Annotated in this window: 11 protein-coding genes; 4 read left to right on the top strand and 7 right to left on the bottom strand. The window is 70.5% G+C overall.

Features of this window, described 5'->3' with window-relative positions:
* Position 1: 1 nt before the first annotated feature.
* On the bottom strand, positions 2–2,161 hold the full coding sequence (locus ACIA58_RS26055; RefSeq protein WP_396406518.1) for a heavy metal translocating P-type ATPase: 2,160 nt from the start codon (positions 2,159–2,161) through the stop codon (positions 2–4).
* 47 nt (positions 2,162–2,208) lie between these two features.
* Complete coding sequence (locus ACIA58_RS26050; RefSeq protein ID WP_396406371.1) at positions 2,209–4,218, bottom strand: cytochrome c oxidase assembly protein; 2,010 nt, start codon at positions 4,216–4,218, stop codon at positions 2,209–2,211.
* Between the two features lie 113 nt (positions 4,219–4,331).
* Here ACIA58_RS26050 and ACIA58_RS26045 point away from each other — a divergent pair, with 113 nt between their 5' ends.
* Entirely contained in the window at positions 4,332–4,850 is a 519-nt protein-coding gene (locus tag ACIA58_RS26045; RefSeq protein ID WP_396406370.1) for a DUF5134 domain-containing protein, read from the top strand.
* Here the strand turns inward: ACIA58_RS26045 and ACIA58_RS26040 are convergent.
* Positions 4,836–6,170, bottom strand: coding sequence for a dihydrolipoyl dehydrogenase family protein (locus tag ACIA58_RS26040; protein WP_396406369.1), 1,335 nt, complete (start codon positions 6,168–6,170; stop codon positions 4,836–4,838). The genes ACIA58_RS26045 and ACIA58_RS26040 overlap by 15 nt on opposite strands.
* A gap of 194 nt (positions 6,171–6,364) precedes the next feature.
* Between ACIA58_RS26040 and ACIA58_RS26035 the strand changes: the two genes are divergently transcribed.
* Positions 6,365–7,102, top strand: coding sequence for an SDR family oxidoreductase (locus ACIA58_RS26035; protein WP_396406368.1), 738 nt, complete (start codon positions 6,365–6,367; stop codon positions 7,100–7,102).
* Here the strand turns inward: ACIA58_RS26035 and ACIA58_RS26030 are convergent.
* Together ACIA58_RS26030 and ACIA58_RS26025 are read right to left on the bottom strand one after the other, a co-directional pair.
* Positions 7,099–9,864, bottom strand: coding sequence for an ATP-binding protein (locus tag ACIA58_RS26030; RefSeq protein ID WP_396406367.1), 2,766 nt, complete (start codon positions 9,862–9,864; stop codon positions 7,099–7,101). The two genes, ACIA58_RS26035 and ACIA58_RS26030, sit on opposite strands and share 4 nt — an antisense overlap.
* Positions 9,865–10,032: 168 nt before the next feature.
* Positions 10,033–12,117 carry a glycoside hydrolase family 2 protein gene (locus ACIA58_RS26025; RefSeq protein ID WP_396406366.1) on the bottom strand — a complete coding sequence of 695 codons (2,085 nt, stop codon included), beginning with the start codon at positions 12,115–12,117 and terminating at the stop codon, positions 10,033–10,035.
* Positions 12,118–12,189: 72 nt separating this feature from the next.
* Here ACIA58_RS26025 and lhgO point away from each other — a divergent pair, with 72 nt between their 5' ends.
* A complete protein-coding gene (gene lhgO, locus ACIA58_RS26020) occupies positions 12,190–13,386 on the top strand; it encodes an L-2-hydroxyglutarate oxidase (protein ID WP_396406365.1) in 1,197 nt (398 codons plus the stop codon).
* Between the two features lie 21 nt (positions 13,387–13,407).
* Positions 13,408–14,274, top strand: coding sequence for a P1 family peptidase (locus tag ACIA58_RS26015; protein ID WP_396406364.1), 867 nt, complete (start codon positions 13,408–13,410; stop codon positions 14,272–14,274).
* Between the two features lie 6 nt (positions 14,275–14,280).
* Here ACIA58_RS26015 and ACIA58_RS26010 read toward each other — a convergent pair whose 3' ends face one another.
* Positions 14,281–15,468 (bottom strand): acetate/propionate family kinase, encoded by a 1,188-nt coding sequence (locus tag ACIA58_RS26010; RefSeq protein ID WP_396406363.1) that lies wholly within the window; start codon positions 15,466–15,468, stop codon positions 14,281–14,283.
* Positions 15,465–17,540, bottom strand: coding sequence for a phosphate acetyltransferase (pta, locus tag ACIA58_RS26005; RefSeq protein ID WP_396406362.1), 2,076 nt, complete (start codon positions 17,538–17,540; stop codon positions 15,465–15,467). Before pta ends, ACIA58_RS26010 begins: the two co-directional genes overlap by 4 nt.
* Positions 17,541–17,549: the final 9 nt, after the last annotated feature.

The raw sequence follows: 17,549 nt of genomic DNA, 5'->3' as shown, positions 1-17,549 counted from the left end.
CCTACTCCGGGTCCGTGCCGAAGTCGCGGAGGCGGAGGCTGTTGTAGGTGACGAACAGGGACGACAGCGACATCGCGGCGGCCGCGATCAACGGGTTGAGCAGGCCGGCGGCCGCGATCGGGACGGCGGCGAGGTTGTAGCCGAACGCCCAGATCAGGTTGCGGTGGATGGTCTGCCGGGTCCGCCGGGCCAGGGCGATCGCGTCCGGGATGACGCTGAGGTCCTCGCGTACCAGGATGATGTCGGCCGACTTGAGCGCGATGTCGGTCCCGGTGACGACCGCCAGCCCCAGATCCGCGGTGGCCAGCGCAGCGGCGTCGTTGATGCCGTCGCCGACCATCGCGACCCGGTGCCCGTCCGCCCGCAGCCGCTCGATCACGGCGGCCTTGCCGGCAGGCAGCACGCCGGCGCGAACGTCATCGATACCGAGCTCCGCCGCTACGGACCGTGCAACCGGCTCGGTGTCTCCGGTCAGCAGGATGGTCCGCAGGTTCTGGCTGTGGAGCGTCTCGATCGCGGCGGCCGCAGTTGGCTGCAACCGGTCGGCGAGGGTGAAGGTGCCCGCCGGTCGGCCATCGATGCCGACATGGACGAGCGAAGCGGCGCCGCCCTCCTGCGCCGGTGCGGCGATGCCTTCGGAATCGAGGAGGGCGGCGTTTCCGACGACGACGCGCCGGCCGTCGACCACGCCGACCGCGCCCAGGCCGGGGCGGACTTGGAAGTCGGTGACCGGCTCGGGTTCGATGCCGTAGGCCTCGGCTCGGCGTTCGACGGCGCGGGCTATCGGGTGTTCGGAGTTGTGCTCGATCGAAACGACGTATCGGAGCAGGTCGGGGTCGATCTCTTCGACGACCAGTTCGCCGGTTGTGAGGGTCCCGGTCTTGTCGAGGACGATGGTGTCGATGACGCCGCTCGCCTCGAGTGCGTCCTGGCCCTTGATCAGGATGCCGAGCCTGGCGCCCCGGCCGATGCCGACCATCAGCGCGGTCGGCGTGGCCAGCCCGAGGGCGCACGGGCACGCGATGACCAGGACGGCGATGCCTGTGCCAACAGCTTGCTGAACAGGTGCTCCGGACAGAACCCACCCGACGGCAACGGCGATCGCCAGCACGATCACGGCCGGAACGAACCACACGATGACCCGGTCGACCGTGTGCTGGATGCGAGCCTTGCGCTCCTGCGCCTGCTCGGCGACAGCCGCCATCTGTGCGAGCTGCGTATGCGCCCCGACAGCGGTCGCGGTCAGCACCAGCCGCCCGTCCGTGCTGATCGTCCCGCCGATCACAGCGTCGCCGGCCTGCACGCTGCGCGGCACCGGCTCACCGGTGACGACGCTGGTGTCGACCGCCGCCGACCCTTCGAGAACGGTGCCGTCGACCGGGACGATCTCACCGGCCTTGACGACGACCACCTCGCCCTTGACGACCTCACCCGTCGGTACGTCGACCTCCGCACCGGCCCGCAGCACCCGGGCCGTCGGAGTCGCCAACCGGCTCAGCGCGCCGAACACATCAGCCGCCCGCCGGCGTGACCGCGTCTCGAAGTACCGGCCGGCGAGCTGGAAGACGGTCATGCCGGCCGCAACGTCGAGGTAGAGGGCGCCGGTGTCGAGCGGGATCGAGCGCAGCCCGGGCCAGTGGGTGCCCGTCGAGGTCGATGCACCAGGCAACAGAACCGACAGTGCGGCCCAGCCGAACGACACGGCGATGCCGAGCGACACCAGCGTGTCCATGCTGACCGCACGATGGCGCAGATTGCGGATCGTGGCGCGATGGAACGGGTACGCCGCCCAGGTGACGACCGGCAGCGCGACGAGGAGCGACGCGATCTCCCAACCGGGGAACCGCAGCGACGGTACGGCGGCCAGGACGATCGTCGCGTCCATCAGCGGAATCGCCAGCAGAACCGCGACGACCAGCCGGCGCCGCAGCGCGGTGACCCGCTTGATGGTCATCTGCTCCGCGAGCTCGTCCGTGGAGTCGGGATCGCGGACCGTCGCGTCGTAGCCGGCCTTGTCGACCGCTGTGGTGGCGCGGCCGGCCAGGTCCGGTCCGATCCCGGTGACGATCGCGCGCTCGGTGGCGTAGTTCACGCTGGCCGTGACGCCGTCGAGCTTGTTCAGGGCTCGCTCGACGCGGTTGGCGCAGGCCGCGCACGTCATCCCGCCGACCAGCAGTTCGACGGAGCTCGTCTCGGGCCGGGTCAGCGTCACCGTGGCTCCCTGGTCCGGTCGGCAGTTCTGTCGGCAGTTCGTTCGGCAGTTCGGTCGGCAAGGCGTTCGAGCATCGCGTTGTAGGCGTCGAACGAGTCGTCGAGGCCGCTGTCGAGGTGACGGTCGATGCGCTTGGCAAGCTTCCCGTCCTGGACCGCCCATTGCAGCGCGAGTACGACGACGACGATCAGCAGCGGGATCTCGCCGCCGGCCCAGGCGATGCCGCCGGCGGTGTGCTGGGTGGCGGCGAGGTCGGTCTTCCACGGCAGCTCGAGGTGCTGGTAGAACGAGTCGCCGATGATCGCGCCGTCGGACATCAGGATGACCCCGAAGAAGGCGTGGAACGGCATCGCCGCGAACAGGAAGCCGAGCTTCGCCAGTGACGGAAGCTTCCGCGGGGTCTGGTCGACGCCGATCACGAGCCCGAAGTACAGACAGCCGACCAGCAGGAAGTGGGCGTTCATCAGTTGATGCGCCCAATGGAACTTCATCAGCGTGCCGAAGGCGTTGGTGAAGTACAGGCCGTAGTACGAGCCGATATAGATGCCGAAGACCAGGAGCGGGTGGTACAGCGCCTTCAGCGCGCGGGAGTGCAGGACCGCGACGATCCACTCGTGCGGGCCCGGCTGGGCGTCCTTCGGAGCGGTCGGCAGAGCTTTGAGCGCGAGGGTGAGCGGTCCGCCGAGGACGAGTGGGATCGGAATCAGCATGCTCAGCGCCATGTGCATGGCCATGTGGACGGCGAAGTCGGCGCCGGAGTACTTCCCGAGGCCGGAGCTGGTCACCACGACGATGAGCAGCCAGCCGATGACCCAGGCGATGGTGCGGCCGACCGGCCATGACTCGCCGCGGCGGTGGAGCCTGCGCGCACCGGCGAGATAGGCGGTGATGGCTGCGACGGCGGCGGTCACGAAGAGGAGGTTCGGTCGCCACTGGCTCACCAGCGTCGCGAACGCCGGCGGTTTGTGGAGGTCGAAGCCGAAGAAGATCTGGCTGATCGAGGTCGGCACGAAGAACTGCGGCGGAGGAATCCGGGTCATCGCGATGCCGCAGGCAACGAAGACCGCTGTGCCGGTGACGAGGAGTACGGCGCCGAGCGGGAGTTTGCTGCGGGCAACGGAGTACAGGCCGGCGGCCACCAGTCCGAGCGCCGCCAGCCGGGTCAGCGTGAGCCAGCCGGTCGCCGAGGCGAAGGGGGAGGAGCCGGCCATCTTGAACCAGAGCAGGACGACTTCGGTGGCCACCAGGAGCCCGGCCGCGCCGATCGCGACGCTGCGCCAGTGGACCCGGTCGAGGGCTCGGTTGCGGCGACCGGTGGCGAGTCTGAGGGTCTGGATGACGGCCAGGCCGAGGAGGAGTTGCGTGGCGATGGTCTGGACGACGGCCGAGTCGCCGGCGAAGTCGTGTCGCGGGCCGACCAGGACCTGGCCGACGACGACCGGGGCGAGCGAGCCGGCCAGGGCCGCGCAGAGCGCGATGAGGTACGCGACCCAGCGCACGGTGAGAGCGCTGGTGACGAGGGCCACGATCGCGGCCGCGCAGGTGATCATCCAGGCGCGGCCGAAGTCGCCGGAGAACATCGCGAACCAGAGCGCGCCCGGGTCGGTGAACCGGCTGAGGGACAGGCCGTTGGAGTCGGCCGAGTCGAGCACGATCAGGAGGCCGGAGCTGATCACCCAGACGGCGGCGGCCCGGCGTACGACGATCGGCTCGAACCACTCGGCGATCTCCAGCTGCCGGCGCGAACCCGACTCGCGGACCGGTCGCGCCTTGCCCGCGACGAGCGCCGACGCCAGCCCGCCGACGGTCACCAGCGAAGCGAGCTCGGCCACGGCACGGACGAAGGTGGCGAGGAGCCCGGTCACGCGGCCGGGATAGTCCCGGGAGATCGGCACGTAGCTTGCCGTGCCCATCAGCGCGGTGGTGACCAGCGATACGGCCAGGACGAGTACGCCGAGCAGGACGACGTACCCAATCAGCCACCGCCGGCGGCGCGTCGTACCCACGTCACTCCTGATCGATTGGTTGCCACAACCCCCAACTGGTGCATACGAAGCAGATCTGGGAACAGTTCCCAGGATTGGAACTTCTTTGCGGCGACCGAAGTTAGAGGGGCGTGGTGACTGGAGCCTGGACGACTGTCCTGACCGTGGTCTTCGCTGCGACCGGGCTGTACGGCGTGTGGCGGCTGGGCACACGGCGCTGGCAGGGGATCGAGACCGTCGTCGATCTGAGCCATGTGCTGATGAGCCCGGCGATGCTCGTCATGCTGTGGTGGCCGATGGCGGCGACCGGGCAGTGGGTGCAGATCGCGGTCTTCGCGGGGCTGGCGGGCGTCTTCTTCTACCACCTGTCCGGATCGGAGACGGTGCCGGAGCGCGCGGGCGCGATGGCACACGCGTGGATGAACCTCGGCATGGTCTGGATGCTCGCCGCGATGCCCAGGCTGATGTCCGGCGACGCCTGGGCGACCATGCTCAGCTGGTCCGCCGTCGGCCTCCTCGTCATCACCGCCGGCTGGTGGCTCGTCCATGCCGCCCGGACCCCGGGTCACCGGACCGTCTGCGGCTGCCACGGCCTGTCCTGCGCCGGCATGGCCACGATGCTCGCCCTGACGACTCCGTCACTCGTCGGCTAGTTGGCGGAGGGCCTGGAGGAAGGCTTCGGAGAACGTCGGGAAGGGCTGGATGACGTCGAGAAGGACCGGGATCGGGATCTGCGCGCGGATGGCGAGGGTCGCTTGCTGGAGCCATTCGCCGGCCTCGGGGCCGACCGCGTAGGCGCCGGTGATCACGGTTCCGTCGGAGACCAGGGTGAGGAAGCCGGGCTGCGTGTCGTACGAGCGCAGGTACGTCGCCGTGCGCGGTACGCCGGACAACTGGATCGTGCTGACGTACGGCCCGTCCGCGTCGCCGACCGAGGCGGCCTGCGGGTAGCTGTACACGACACGAGGCACCGCCCGGTAGTCCGCCGTCCGCGGCTTGCCCAGGATGTTGCTCGCGGCCACCCGCCCTTGGTACTCGCCGACATGGGTCAGTTGCCACAGGCCCGTGACGTCGCCGATCGCCCAGAGGTCGGGGCCCGCGGAGAGTTTGTCGTCGACCGCGATGCCGCGCGGATCCGCGACGATGCCGACCGTCTCCAGCCCGATGTTGCCGACGCGCGGCCGGCGGCCCGTCGCGACCAGCACGCGGTCGCCCTCGACCTGGGTCCCGTCGCTCAGCTCGATCACGTACGTCGACCCGTCGAGGTGAACCCGCTCCGCGCCGGTACCGGTCCGTACGTCGACGTTGTCGGCCGTGAGCGCGACCGCGATCGCCTCGCCGACCGCTCGCGGTTCGCGCGGCATCAGGTGATCGTCGCGCTCGATCAGCGTGACGGCCGAGCCCATCCGCGCGAGCGCCTGGCTCATCTCGACGCCGGTTGCCCCGCCGCCGAGCACGAGCAGCCGGTCGGGTATGTCGACGAGCCCGGTGACGTCCCGGTTCGTCCACACGCCCGGCACCTCGCGCAGTCCCGGAACGGGTGGAATCACCGGGTCCGCGCCGCACGCGATCACGATGTGTTCGGTGGTATGGGTGCGGTCGTCCACCGCCACGGTGTGGGGACCCGCGAGCCGCCCGTGACCTCGCAGTACCTCGAGGCCGACGCTCTTGGCCCACGACATTGCACCGGCGTCGTCGTAGTTCGACACCATGAAGTCGCGCCATCCAAGGGCCGCGTGCGTGTCGAGCGAGCCCGTGACGGCCTCCCGTGCGCCGGGCGCGTCGAGCGCGGCGGCCAGCGCTTCGCCGGGGCGCAGCAAGGTCTTCGAGGGGATGCACGCCCAGTACGAGCACTCGCCGCCAAGGAGTTCGCGCTCGACGATGGCGACCTTCGCGCCGCCTTTGGTCAGCGCCGCCGCACAGTGTTCACCCGGAGCACCGGCTCCGAGGACGATCACGTCGTACTCACTCATCACGGGGTCCATTTCTCTTCGAACCGGCGGAACCAGGCTCACCCCGGCCACGCACCGCCCGGGCCAGGGAGTGACCCTGGTTTCGTCCGACCAGGGACCGCCCGGGGGCGGTGACATGTTGGCGAACAGGTACCGGGCGGCGATGCTCGTAACGGTTGCGCCGTACCGGTATCCACTTGAATCGAGGAGAGCAGATGGCTGAGTCAACGGCGAGTCTCGCCGGGCAGGTCGTCGTCGTGATCGGCGGCAGCGCGGGCATCGGGCTGGAGACTGCCCGGCAGGCGCGCGAGTCCGGTGCGCGGGTCGTCATTACCGGGCGCGATCGCGAGCGGCTCGAGAAGGCCGCGGCCGGGATCGGCGCGGAGAGCGCGGTGACACTGGACCTCGGCGAACCGGGCCGGCTCGAGCAGGTCTTCGCCGAGCTGCCGCAGGAGCTCGATCACATCCTCGTGGGCGGTAGCGGTCCGTTCTACGCGCCGCTCGCGGAGCTCGACCTGGACGACGCGGAGCGGTTCATGAACCAGCACCTGGTCGGCTCGCTGCGCATCGCCCGGCTGTGCATCGGGAGGGTCCGGGCGGGCGGATCGCTGACGTTCATCAGCGGCACGGGCGCACGGCGGCCCGGGGTCGGGTTGGTGATCGCCGCCATCGCGACGGCCGCGCAGTCCGCGATCGTCGCGAATGCCGCTGTCGAACTGGCTCCGATCCGGGTGAACACGGTTGCCGCCGGCTTCGTCGACACACCGTTGTCCGCCCGGCTGCTCGGGGATCAACTCGAAGAACGCCGCGCAGGGCTCCGCGCCACGCTGCCGATCCGGCGGGTCGTCGGCCCGGAAGATGTGGCGGCGCTGGTCGTCCACCTGATGACGAACACGGCGCTGACCGGTGCGACGTACGACGTCGACGGCGGTCAGCAGCTGATCCCGGGTTAGCCCGCCTCGGGGAGTGCGTCGCGGAGCTGGCGGCGGGAGCTGATCGAGAGCTTGTCGAAGATCTTGCGGAGGTGCCACTCGACCGTGCGCGGGCTGAGGAACAGGCGGGTGCCCACCTCCGGATTCGACAGGCCGTCGCGGACGAGCAGGGCGATCTGGCGTTCCTGCGGGGTCAGTTCGTCGCCCGCGGTCGAGGCGGTCGCGCGCCGGCGTACCGTCTCGCCGGTCGCCTGCAGTTCGCGCCGGGCGCGCTCGGCGAACGCGACCATGCCGATCTGGGAGAACATTTCGTAGGCGGTGCGCAGTTCCGTCCGGGCGTCGCCTCGGCGCGTCTGCCGACGCAGCCATTCGCCGTACAGCAGGTGCGCGCGGGCCAGGTCCGGGCGGAGTCTGGTGCCGTCAAGGTGCTGGATCGCCTCGAGGTGCGCCTTCTCGGCATCGGCGCCCTTGTGCACCAGGCCGCGGGCGCGTGCCTCGATGCCGAGGCCCCAGGGCTCGTCGGTGCCGCGCGTCTTCTCCTGCAGTCGGGCGAGGGCGGCGGCGGCCTCGCGGGGATGTCCGCTGCGAGCGGCGGCTTCGATCTCCTCGCTCAGCGCCCAGGACGAGACGAACAGCTCCGGTGTGTCCTCGCCGGCGAGAGTTGCCCAGGGCAACGCTTCGTCGTGGTGGCCGAGTCCGTTCAGCACGACCGACTTCGCCCAGCGCGCGTACTGCGCCGCCGTACCCTGCCCCTCGGCCGTCGTCCGCGCGATGGTGTCGTCGATCAACGGGAACGCTTCCTCCGGGCGGCCTTGGAGCGCGGCGAGCACGAGTGCGCCGTACGGGCCGATGTGGGTGCCGGTGGCCTCGCGGACCGCGTCGGCCTCGGCTCGGAGCGAGGTCGCCTCGGCGAAGTCGCCCGCCATTGCGTACACCTGGCCGAGCACGTTGACGCCGACCGCGAGGACGGCGAGCGCGCCGGCGCCTCGCGCGGTGTCCACCTGCCGGATCGAGGCCGCCAGACACGCCTCGAAGTCCCACGCCGTCGCCGCCGCGGCAGTCGCAAGCCACCCCCACCGCAGTATCTCCTCGGCCGAAACCGCCCCGGCGCCGAATGCAACCGCCGCCTCCTTCAGCAACGGCACGCCACGCTCCCGACCCTCCGCAAACAACAACCCGAACCCGTCCAGCAACACATCAGAACTCCGTGCCGGTGATCCGGGACGCGGGGCAGCCATGGCAGCCTCGGAGACTTCGCGGAGGCCGGTGCCGGCGGCCAGCTGACCTGCGAAGAGGGCGGCGCTCCAGGCGTCGAGGTAGGTGTCCCGGGCCAGCCGGACATCGAGCGACTCGAGCGCTTGAGCAGCGCGCAGCAGCAGCCCCGGCGCGTCCCGCCCGCGTTGCTGTGCGAACGCCGCCTCTGCCCGAAGCAGGTCGATCCGCGCCCTGCCGAGATCGTCCAGCTGGCCCGCCTCGGCCGTCGCGAGCAGCTCCCACGCGGTCCGGAACGCACCAGCCTGCACACTCGCCTGCGCCCCGGCAAGCGCACGCGCGGTACGCCGTACCGGATCCCGCGTCAGCGCCACCGCCCGCTGCAAGAACGCCGCGGCCGCCGCGAACCCACCCCGCGCCTGAGCCCGATCAGCCGACCGCTCCAACTCCACGGCCACCGCTTCATCCGGCCCAGTAGCGGCGGCCGCCAGATGCCACGCCCGCCGGTCAGGATCCGTCGCCGAGTCCGTCGCGCCCGCCAACGCCAGATGTACTGCGCGACGCTCCGTGTCAGACGCCGACCCGTACAGCGCCGACCGCACCAACGGATGCCGGAACGTCACCCGCTCGCCGAGGCTCAACAGCCCGTCGATCTCCGCGAACGCCGCGTCGATCCCGAGCTGGTCCGCGGCCCGCCGTACCAGAACCGGATCACCCACGGGCTCGGCCGCAGCCACGAGCAAGAGCTGCCGTGTCGGCGGCGGCAGCGCATCGGCCTGCCGCAGGAAGCTCTGCTCGATCCGCCCGGGCAGGCCTTGCCCACCCAGCAGCCCGAACCCGGCAGCGAGCTGGGTAGCCGTCAGCCCCCGCGGCAGCTGCAGCAACGCCAACGGGTTGCCACCGGTCTCGGCCACGATCCGATCCCGGATCGGAGCATCCAGCAGGAACTCGACAGCCGACCCCAGCAACGCCCGCGCCTCGTCGTCCGGCAGACCGTCGACCTTCAACTCCGGGAGGCCGTTCAACTCGACGCGGACCTCGCGTGCGCCGAACAACAGACCGACCGCCTCGTTCCCGACGCGGCGGGCCACGAACCCGAGCGTCTGCGCGGTCGCGGTGTCGAGCCACTGCGCGTCGTCGACGACGACCAGCACCGGCTGCTCGTCCGCCAGGTCCGAGATCAGGCTGAGTACGGCGAGCCCGACCATGAACCGATCCGGAGCAGGCCCGGGCGCCAGCCCGAACACCGTCGCCAGCGCCCGCCGCTGCGGCTCCGGAATCCGCTCCATCCGGTCGAGGAGTGGCACACACAACTGGTGCAGAGCCGCGAACACCAGCTCCATCTCGGACTGCACACCGACCGCCCGCAACAGACGAAGGTCCCGCGCGGAGTCGGTCGCGTAGCTGAGCAGCGCGGACTTCCCGACCCCCGCCTCGCCGCGTACGACGAGCACGCGGCTGCCACCCCCGCGGACATCAGCGAGTAAGCGGTCGAGGACGGCACGTTCCGGCCGCCGTCCGAGCAGCGCCGACCGGTTCCGTCCCGCCTCCAGGCCGTCTCCATGCTCCACCGCCCGCCCACCCTCCCAGCCGCCAGACTGCGGCGCCCTTTCCGGTACGCCGCAGTTGCCGAACCCGATCCAGCCTAAGCCCGCCGGCCCCGCTTGCCTATGACGCCGCCATCCCGCCGACCGACACGACGAACGGCCCGGCGCGCCAGCGCAGGCCGGCCCCGTCCATCAGGCGGATGTCGCGGTCCCAGCGCGCGGACGCTGAGGGGGAGTGGCGGTCACGGTGACTGTTGTGGTGCCGAGGGTGGTGTGGTGGGCGGTGAGGTGGACCTCGCCGGGGTGGGCGGCGCGGAGCCAGACTGCGGTGGCGCCGCCGTTCGACTCCAGTGGGAAGGTGGTGTCGCCGATCAGCTCGGCCGGGCCGTCCAGTTGGAACGTGACCTCGCCGGTGGCTGATGGGCGGAGGTTGCCGTAGTGGTCGGTGGCGCGGAGTGTGACCCTGGTCATGTCGGTGCCGTCGGCCACGATTTCGTTGTCATCGGCAACAAGATCCAGGCGGTCCGCGGTCCGGTCGGCCGAGAAGTGCCGGGCGAGTACGCACTGATCGCCCAGGTAGCCGTCGATGCGAAGGTCCACCCCGAGGGTGAGATCGACGAAGGACGGCGGGTACGGCAGCGAACCGAAACGGTCGGTGTCGGGCCGGACCGTGGCGACGTGCGCGTCGTCGACGAAGAGCTCGAGCCGGGTGCAGTTGGAGCAGATCATCACCTCGCCGTCGAGCGGCGCGTCCCAGTGGAACGCCGCGGCGATCACCGGACGACGCGAAGGATCGACCTGCGCCTGGTAGATCGCCGCGCCCAGCTTCGGAATGCGGAACGTGTCCGCCACCCCGTTGCACTTCAACGAATGGTCGACGTACCCGTTGCACGAGTCGTAGTCGAACGCCTGCCAGGCCAGCACGCCCAGGTAGCGGTCGTCGGCCGCGGCCTGCTGATGCACCTGCGCGTGCAGGAACGCCTGCCGCGCCTGGATCGCCTGCGGATCGGTCCGGCGGTAGAAGTGCGGTCCGGCCAGCGCCCCGATCGCCTCGGTGACCAGATACGGGATGCCCGGCAGAGGTGGAAGGAGCGTCGCGCCGGTCTCGTCGTTGGCGTAGTCGTTGTAGCTGAACACGTCCTGGTAGAAGTCGGCCGTCGAGTACTCCGACGCGAGCATCGCGCCGCTCGTCGCCCGGTCCGGATCGAGCCGCTTGGCGACCTCCTGGGTACGGCGGTACAGCTCGGGACGGTTCCCGGACTCGTTGACGCGCACGCCCCAGATCACCACCGACGGGCGGTTCCGGTCGCGGCGGATCATCCGCTCCACGTCGGCCACCACCAGATCCTGCCAGGCGGCGTCGCCGACGTACTGCCAGCCGGGGATCTCCTCGAAGACGAGCAGCCCGAGCTCGTCGCAGGCGTCCAGGAACGCCGGCGACTGGGGATAGTGCGCACAGCGGACCATCGTGCAGTTGAACTCCTCGCGCAGGATCTGCGCGTCCCGCCGCTGCACCCGGTCCGGCATCGCCATGCCGGTCCACGGGAAGATCTGGTGGCGGTTGAGCCCGAACAGTTCGAGCCGCGAGCCGTTCAGGTAGAACCCGTCGAGCTCGAACCGCGCCTCCCGGAAGCCGATCCGCACGCTTCGCTCAGCGCCCGTGTCGAGCCGGGCGACGACGTCGTACAGCACAGGGGAGTCGGGCGACCAGAGCTCGACGTCCTGGAGACCGGTCAGCGTCTGACCACGAGCGACCACCCGGCCGTCGGGCGCACGCAGTTCAAGCGTCACCGCTCCGTCGTACGGGCCGTCGACCGTGCAGGTGACCTCCACCCGCCGTGCCGACGGATCGAGTACGTCGACCGGCCGCGCGTACACGTCGGAGATGAACGTCGACGGCTCGAAACGCACCTCGACGGACCGGGTCAGGCCGCCCGGCTGGAAGTAGTCGACCGCGCTGTGCCCGTCGGGATGACCGTTCGGCGGGACCGGCAACCACCGCGAGTCGAGCTCGATCGCCAGGTGGTTCGTGCCCGGTCGGACGAGGTCCGTCACCTCGTGGCTGAACGGCAGGTACCCGCCCTGCTGGACGCCCGCCAACGCGTCGTTCACAAAGACCGAGGCCGCGTGCAGCGCCCCGTCCACGTCCACGAACAGCCGCTGGCTATCGGTCGGTACGTCGAACTCCCGCTGGTAGGACCAGCGGCGTTCCCACGTGTCGGCGTCCCAGTCGCGCCAGGACAGCGGGACGACCGTGTGCGGGAGACTGACTGGCATGGACCCGTCGAACGACCACATGTTCCGAGGTTATCGATGTATTTCTGACGGCCGGAACGACCTCTCTACACCGTGACGAGATCAGCGGTAGTGGTCGGCGGCGGCATCGTCGGATTGGCGGTGGCGCGCGCCTTGCAGCGGCGCGATCCGGGTACGCCGGTCGTCGTACTGGAGAAGGAGCCGTCGGTCGCCGCGCACCAGACCGGGCACAACTCGGGCGTCGTGCACTCCGGCCTGTACTACCGGCCGGGCTCGCTCAAGGCACGGTTCGCCGTGACGGGCGGGGCGGCGCTCAAGGAGTACTGCGAGGAGAAGGGCATCCCGCTCGACGTCCCGGGCAAGCTGGTCGTGGCGACGTCCGAGGCCGAGTTGCCGCAGCTCGACCGGCTGTTCGGCATCGGCCAGGAGAACGGCGTACCGGTCCGCCGGCTGACCCTCGACGAGGTGGCCGAGCGTGAGCCGCACCTGCGCGTCAAAGGCGCCCTGGCCGTCGACTCCACCGGCCGCGTCGACTTCAAACTGGTCGCGGCTGCCCTCGCCGAGGACGTCAAGGCCGCGGGCGGCGAGATCCGCACCGGCATCTCCGTGACCTCGGTCGAGAACGCGGGCTCCATCGCCCGGGTGCGCACGACGGACGAGGTGATCGAGGCCGACCGCGTCGCCGTCTGCGCCGGACTGCACAGCGACCGTCTTGCGCGGGCGTCCGGACTCGAGCCCGGCGTGCGGATCCTCCCGTTCCGGGGCGAGTTCAGCGAGATCGTCCCCGAGCGCGACTTCCTCGTGAAGGGTCTGGTGTATCCGGTGCCCGACCCCGACCTGCCGTTCCTCGGCGTCCACCTGACCCGCGGTATCGACGGCGGCGTCCACGTCGGCCCGAACGCCGTACCCGCGCTGTCCCGCGAGGGCTACAAGTGGTCGAAGATCGCCCCGCGCGACGTGTGGGAGGCCGCGACGTACCGCGGTTCGTGGCGCCTGGCCCGCCGGTACGCGCGGACGGGCGCGAAGGAGATCGTCCGCTCACTCACCGGCCGGGCCCTGGTCCGCGAGGCCCGCCGGATGCTCCCCGAGCTCGAGGTCAAGGATGTACGCCGCTCCGGCGCCGGCGTCCGCGCCCAGGCCGTCACCCGGGACGGCAAGCTGGTCGACGACTTCCTGTTCCTCCGCGACGGCCGCGTCCTGCACGTCCTCAACGCACCCTCACCCGCTGCCACCGCCTGCCTGGTCATCGGCAACCGCATCGCCGAGGAACTGTCCGCCGACCGAGCCTGACGGTGTGGCATGTTGGACCGCATGACGACGTTCGGAATTCCTGGGGTCCAGGTCGGACATTGGAACGACTTCGAAGGCCGCACCGGCTGCACCGTGATCGACCTGCCGGAGGGCACGATCGCGTCGTACGAGGCACGCGGTGGCGCTCCCGCGTCGCGGGAGCTGGAGTTGCTGGAGCCGGGTAAGGCGGTCAATGCGATCGACGGCGTCGTACTGACCGGTGGATCGGCCTTCGGGCTGGCGGCGGCGGATGGTGTCATGCGGCACTACCGCGAGCTGGGCAGGGGAGTGCGGACACCCGCGGGCGCAGTGCCGATCGTCCCGACCCTGGCGCTCTTCGACCTCACCGCCGGCGATCCGTCGGCCGCGCCCACCGCGGACGACGGCTACGCGGCCGTCCAGGCGTGCCAGGCCGAGCAGGTCCTCGAGGGGCAGTTGGGCGCGGGCACCGGGGCGTACGTCGGTCATTGGCGCGGACCGGACGGCCGACGCCCCGGTGGGCTCGGGTACGCCGAACACCGGCTCGGTGAGCTCGTGGTGGCCTGCCTCGCGGTCGTGAACGCCTTCGGGGACATCGACGACGGCAGCTCGCACGTGTCGTTCGATGCGGTCAAGGTGCTGGCGGAGCCGTTCGAGTTCAGCGAGAGCCGAGCGCACACGACGATCGGGATCGTCGTGACGAACGCGCGCCTGGACAAGGTCGGCTGCCGGATCGTTGCCCAGGGCGCGCATGACGGTCTGGCCCGGGCGATCACGCCGCCGCACACGCAGTTCGACGGCGACGGCTTCATCGCGGCGGCGACCGGTCAGGTCGAGGCGCACATCGACATCGTCCGTCTGCTCGCCCTCGCCTCCGTCACCGACGCGGTCCGAAGCGTCGCCGCCTGACCGGCCTCAGCTCTGCTGTACGACGGTCAGGGCTTCGCGGGCGATCTGCCATTCCTCGTTGGTGGGGATGACAAGGACCGCGACGCGGCTGTCGTCCGTGGACACGAAACGGTCCGAGCGGGCGTTGCGATCGGCGTCGAGGTGGATGCCGAGGGCATCGAGGCCGTCCAGCGCGGCGGCCCGGACTTCGGCGGAGTGCTGGCCGACGCCGGCGGTGAAGACCACCGCGTCCACAGTCCCGAGTACGGCGTAGTACGCGCCGATGTACTTCTTGATCCGCTGGCAGTAGATGTCGAACGCCAGCTGAGCCCTCTCGTCGCCGGCCGCCCGACGTCGCGAGACCTCACGGAAGTCGTTCGCGCCGGTGAGGCCCTTGAGCCCGGACTCCGAGTTCAAACAGTGGTCGGTGTCCTCGGCGGACCGTCCCGCGACCCGAGCGAGCAGGCCGTGGATCGCCGGGTCGACGTCGCCCGAGCGCGTGCCCATCACGAGACCCTCCAGCGGCGTCAGGCCCATCGACGTGTCCACCGACTCCCCGCGGCGGATCGCCGCCGCCGAGCAGCCGTTGCCCAGATGCAGCACGATCACGTTGACCTCACTCGGCTCGCGACCGAGCAGCCGCGCGGCCTCGGCCGAGACGAACGAGTGCGACGTACCGTGGAATCCGTACCGGCGGATCCCGTACTCCGCCTGCCACTCGTAAGGCACCGCGTAGGTGTAGGCGTACGGCGGCAGCGTCTGGTGGAACGCGGTGTCGAACACCGCGACATGCGGCAGATCCGGCAGCAGCCGCCGCGCGACCTCGATGCCCTCGAGGTTGGCCGGATTGTGCAGCGGAGCGAGCGGCACGAGCTCGGTCACCGCCGCGATCAGTTCGTCGTCGACGAGCGCGGGCGCCGCGAACCGGTCGCCGCCGTGCACGACCCGGTGCCCGACCGCCACGATGTCGACGTCGGCAAGCGCCGGTCCCTGCGTCTCGAACGCCTGTACGGCGGCCTCGAGCGCGGCCTCGTGGTTCGCGATCGGCTGCTCGTCGTCGAACTCGCCCTTCGGCCCGTGATGCACGTGGTGGCTACGGTCCTCGCCGATCTGCTCGACGAGCCCCGTCGCCGCGGCCTCGCCCGACGCCGAGTCGACCAGGCTGTACTTGAGCGAGGACGATCCCGCGTTGATCACCAGCACGTGATCGGTCACCGCACACCACCCTGCTGAGCCTGGATCGCGGTGATCGCGACCGTGTTGATGATGTCCCGGACCGTGGCCCCGCGCGACAGGTCGTTGACCGGTTTGCGCAGTCCCTGCAGCACCGGGCCGACCGCGACCGCGTTGGCCGAGCGCTGCACGGCTTTGTACGTGTTGTTGCCGGTGTTCAGGTCCGGGAAGATGAAGATCGTGGCCCGGCCGGCGACGGGGGAGTCGGGCAGCTTCGTTCTCGCCACGGCGCTGTCGATCGCCGCGTCGTACTGGATCGGGCCCTCGACCAGGAGTTGCGGCGCCCGCTCGCGAACGATGTTGGTTGCCTTCGACACCTTTTCCACGTCGGTCCCGGTGCCCGAGCTGCCGGTGGAGTACGACAGCATCGCGACCCGCGGGTCGACTCCGAAAGCCACCGCGGTCGCGGCCGACGAGATCGCGATGTCGGCGAGCTGCTCCGCGGTCGGATCCGGGTTCACCGCGCAGTCGCCGTACACGAGGACGCGGTCCTGCAGGCACATGAAGAACACCGACGAGACGACGGAGACGTCCGGCACGGTCTTGACCACCTCGAGCGCCGGCCGGATCGTGTGCGCGGTCGTGTGGACCGCGCCCGACACCATCCCGTCCGCGAGACCCAGGTGGACCATCATCGTGCCGAAGTACGACACGTCCCGGACCAGCTCGCGCGCCCGGTCCAGGTCGACGCCGCGATGCTGGCGCAACCGGTGGTACTCCGCGGCGAACCGCTCGGTCAGCTCGCTGTCTTCCGGATGTACGACGGTCGCGGTGGACACGTCCACGCCGAGGGACGCCGCCTTCGCGCTGATCGTGGTCGCATCGCCGAGCAGGGTGAGGTCGGCGACGCCGCGTCGCAGGAGTACGTCGGCGGCGCGAAGGATCCGCTCCTCCTCGCCCTCCGGCAGCACGATGTGCCGACGGTCGGACACGGCCCGGTCGACCAGTTGGTGCTCGAACATCAGCGGCGTCACCGCGCTGCTGCGCGCGAGGGCGAGCTGGTCGAGCAGCGCCTGCCCGTCGACGTACTGGTCGAACAGCGCCAGAGCCGTGTCGATCTTGCGCGGAGCGTCCTTGGTCAGCCGGCCGCGGACCGCGCTGAGCCTGGTCGAGACTGCCTGCGTGCCGAGGCCGGTCTCGATGATGGGCAACGTGACGCCCAGCCCCTCGATCAGTCGCTGCACCTGGGGCGGCAGCTCGAAGCCGCCGTTGAGCACGATCGCCGAGATCTGCGGGAAGGTCCGGGAGGCGTGCGCCATCAGTACGCCGAGGACGACCTCGGGCCGGTCGCCTGCCGTCACGACCGCGGCGCCCTCGAAGAGCCGGTCGAGGACGTTCGGCATCGTCATGCCGGCGATCATCAACCCCGTGACCTCGCGGACGAGCAGTTGCGGGTCACCGCTCACCAATCGGCCGTCGATCGGCGCCATCAGGTCGGCGACCAGCGGCTGGTTGAGCAGCGGCTCCTCCGGAATCGCGAACGCCGGAGCGCCGACGCCGTCGAGCGCCGCGACCAACGGGCCGCCCTCGGACACCCGGTTCGCGATCACGGCGAACAGCGAGCCGTGGTTGGCGGCGAGCTCGGCCGCGGCCAGGTCGGCGATCGTGCGCACGTCGTGCGGTGTCCGGCCGAGCCCGTTCAGAACGAGCAGGACCGGCGCGCCGAGGTTCGCCGCGATCTTCGCGTTGTACGAGAACTCGGTCGGCGTGCCGACATCGGTGTAGTCGCTGCCTACCACCACCACCGCATCGGCCTGCTCGGCGATGGCGCGGTACCGCTGGACGATCGTGTCCAGCGCGGCGTCGGGATCGTTGTGCACGTCCTCGTACGAGACACCGACCCCGTCGTCGTACGACTGCGTGACCGCGTCCTGCGAGATCAGCAGCTCGAGGACGTAGTCACGACCGCCGTGGGTCGCGGTGTCCGCCCGGACGATCGGCCGGAACACGGCCACCCGCCCGACCCGCCGCGACAGCTGATGAAGCACCCCAAGAGCCACCGTCGACTTCCCGGTCGTCCCCTCGACCGACGCGACGTACACGCTGCTGCCCATGGGTGAACC

The organism is Kribbella sp. NPDC051586 (genome assembly GCF_044453965.1).
GTDB lineage: Bacteria > Actinomycetota > Actinomycetes > Propionibacteriales > Kribbellaceae > Kribbella.
The sequence above is the reverse complement of the archived record's forward strand: the minus strand, read 5'-3'. Positions and strand labels throughout refer to the sequence as shown.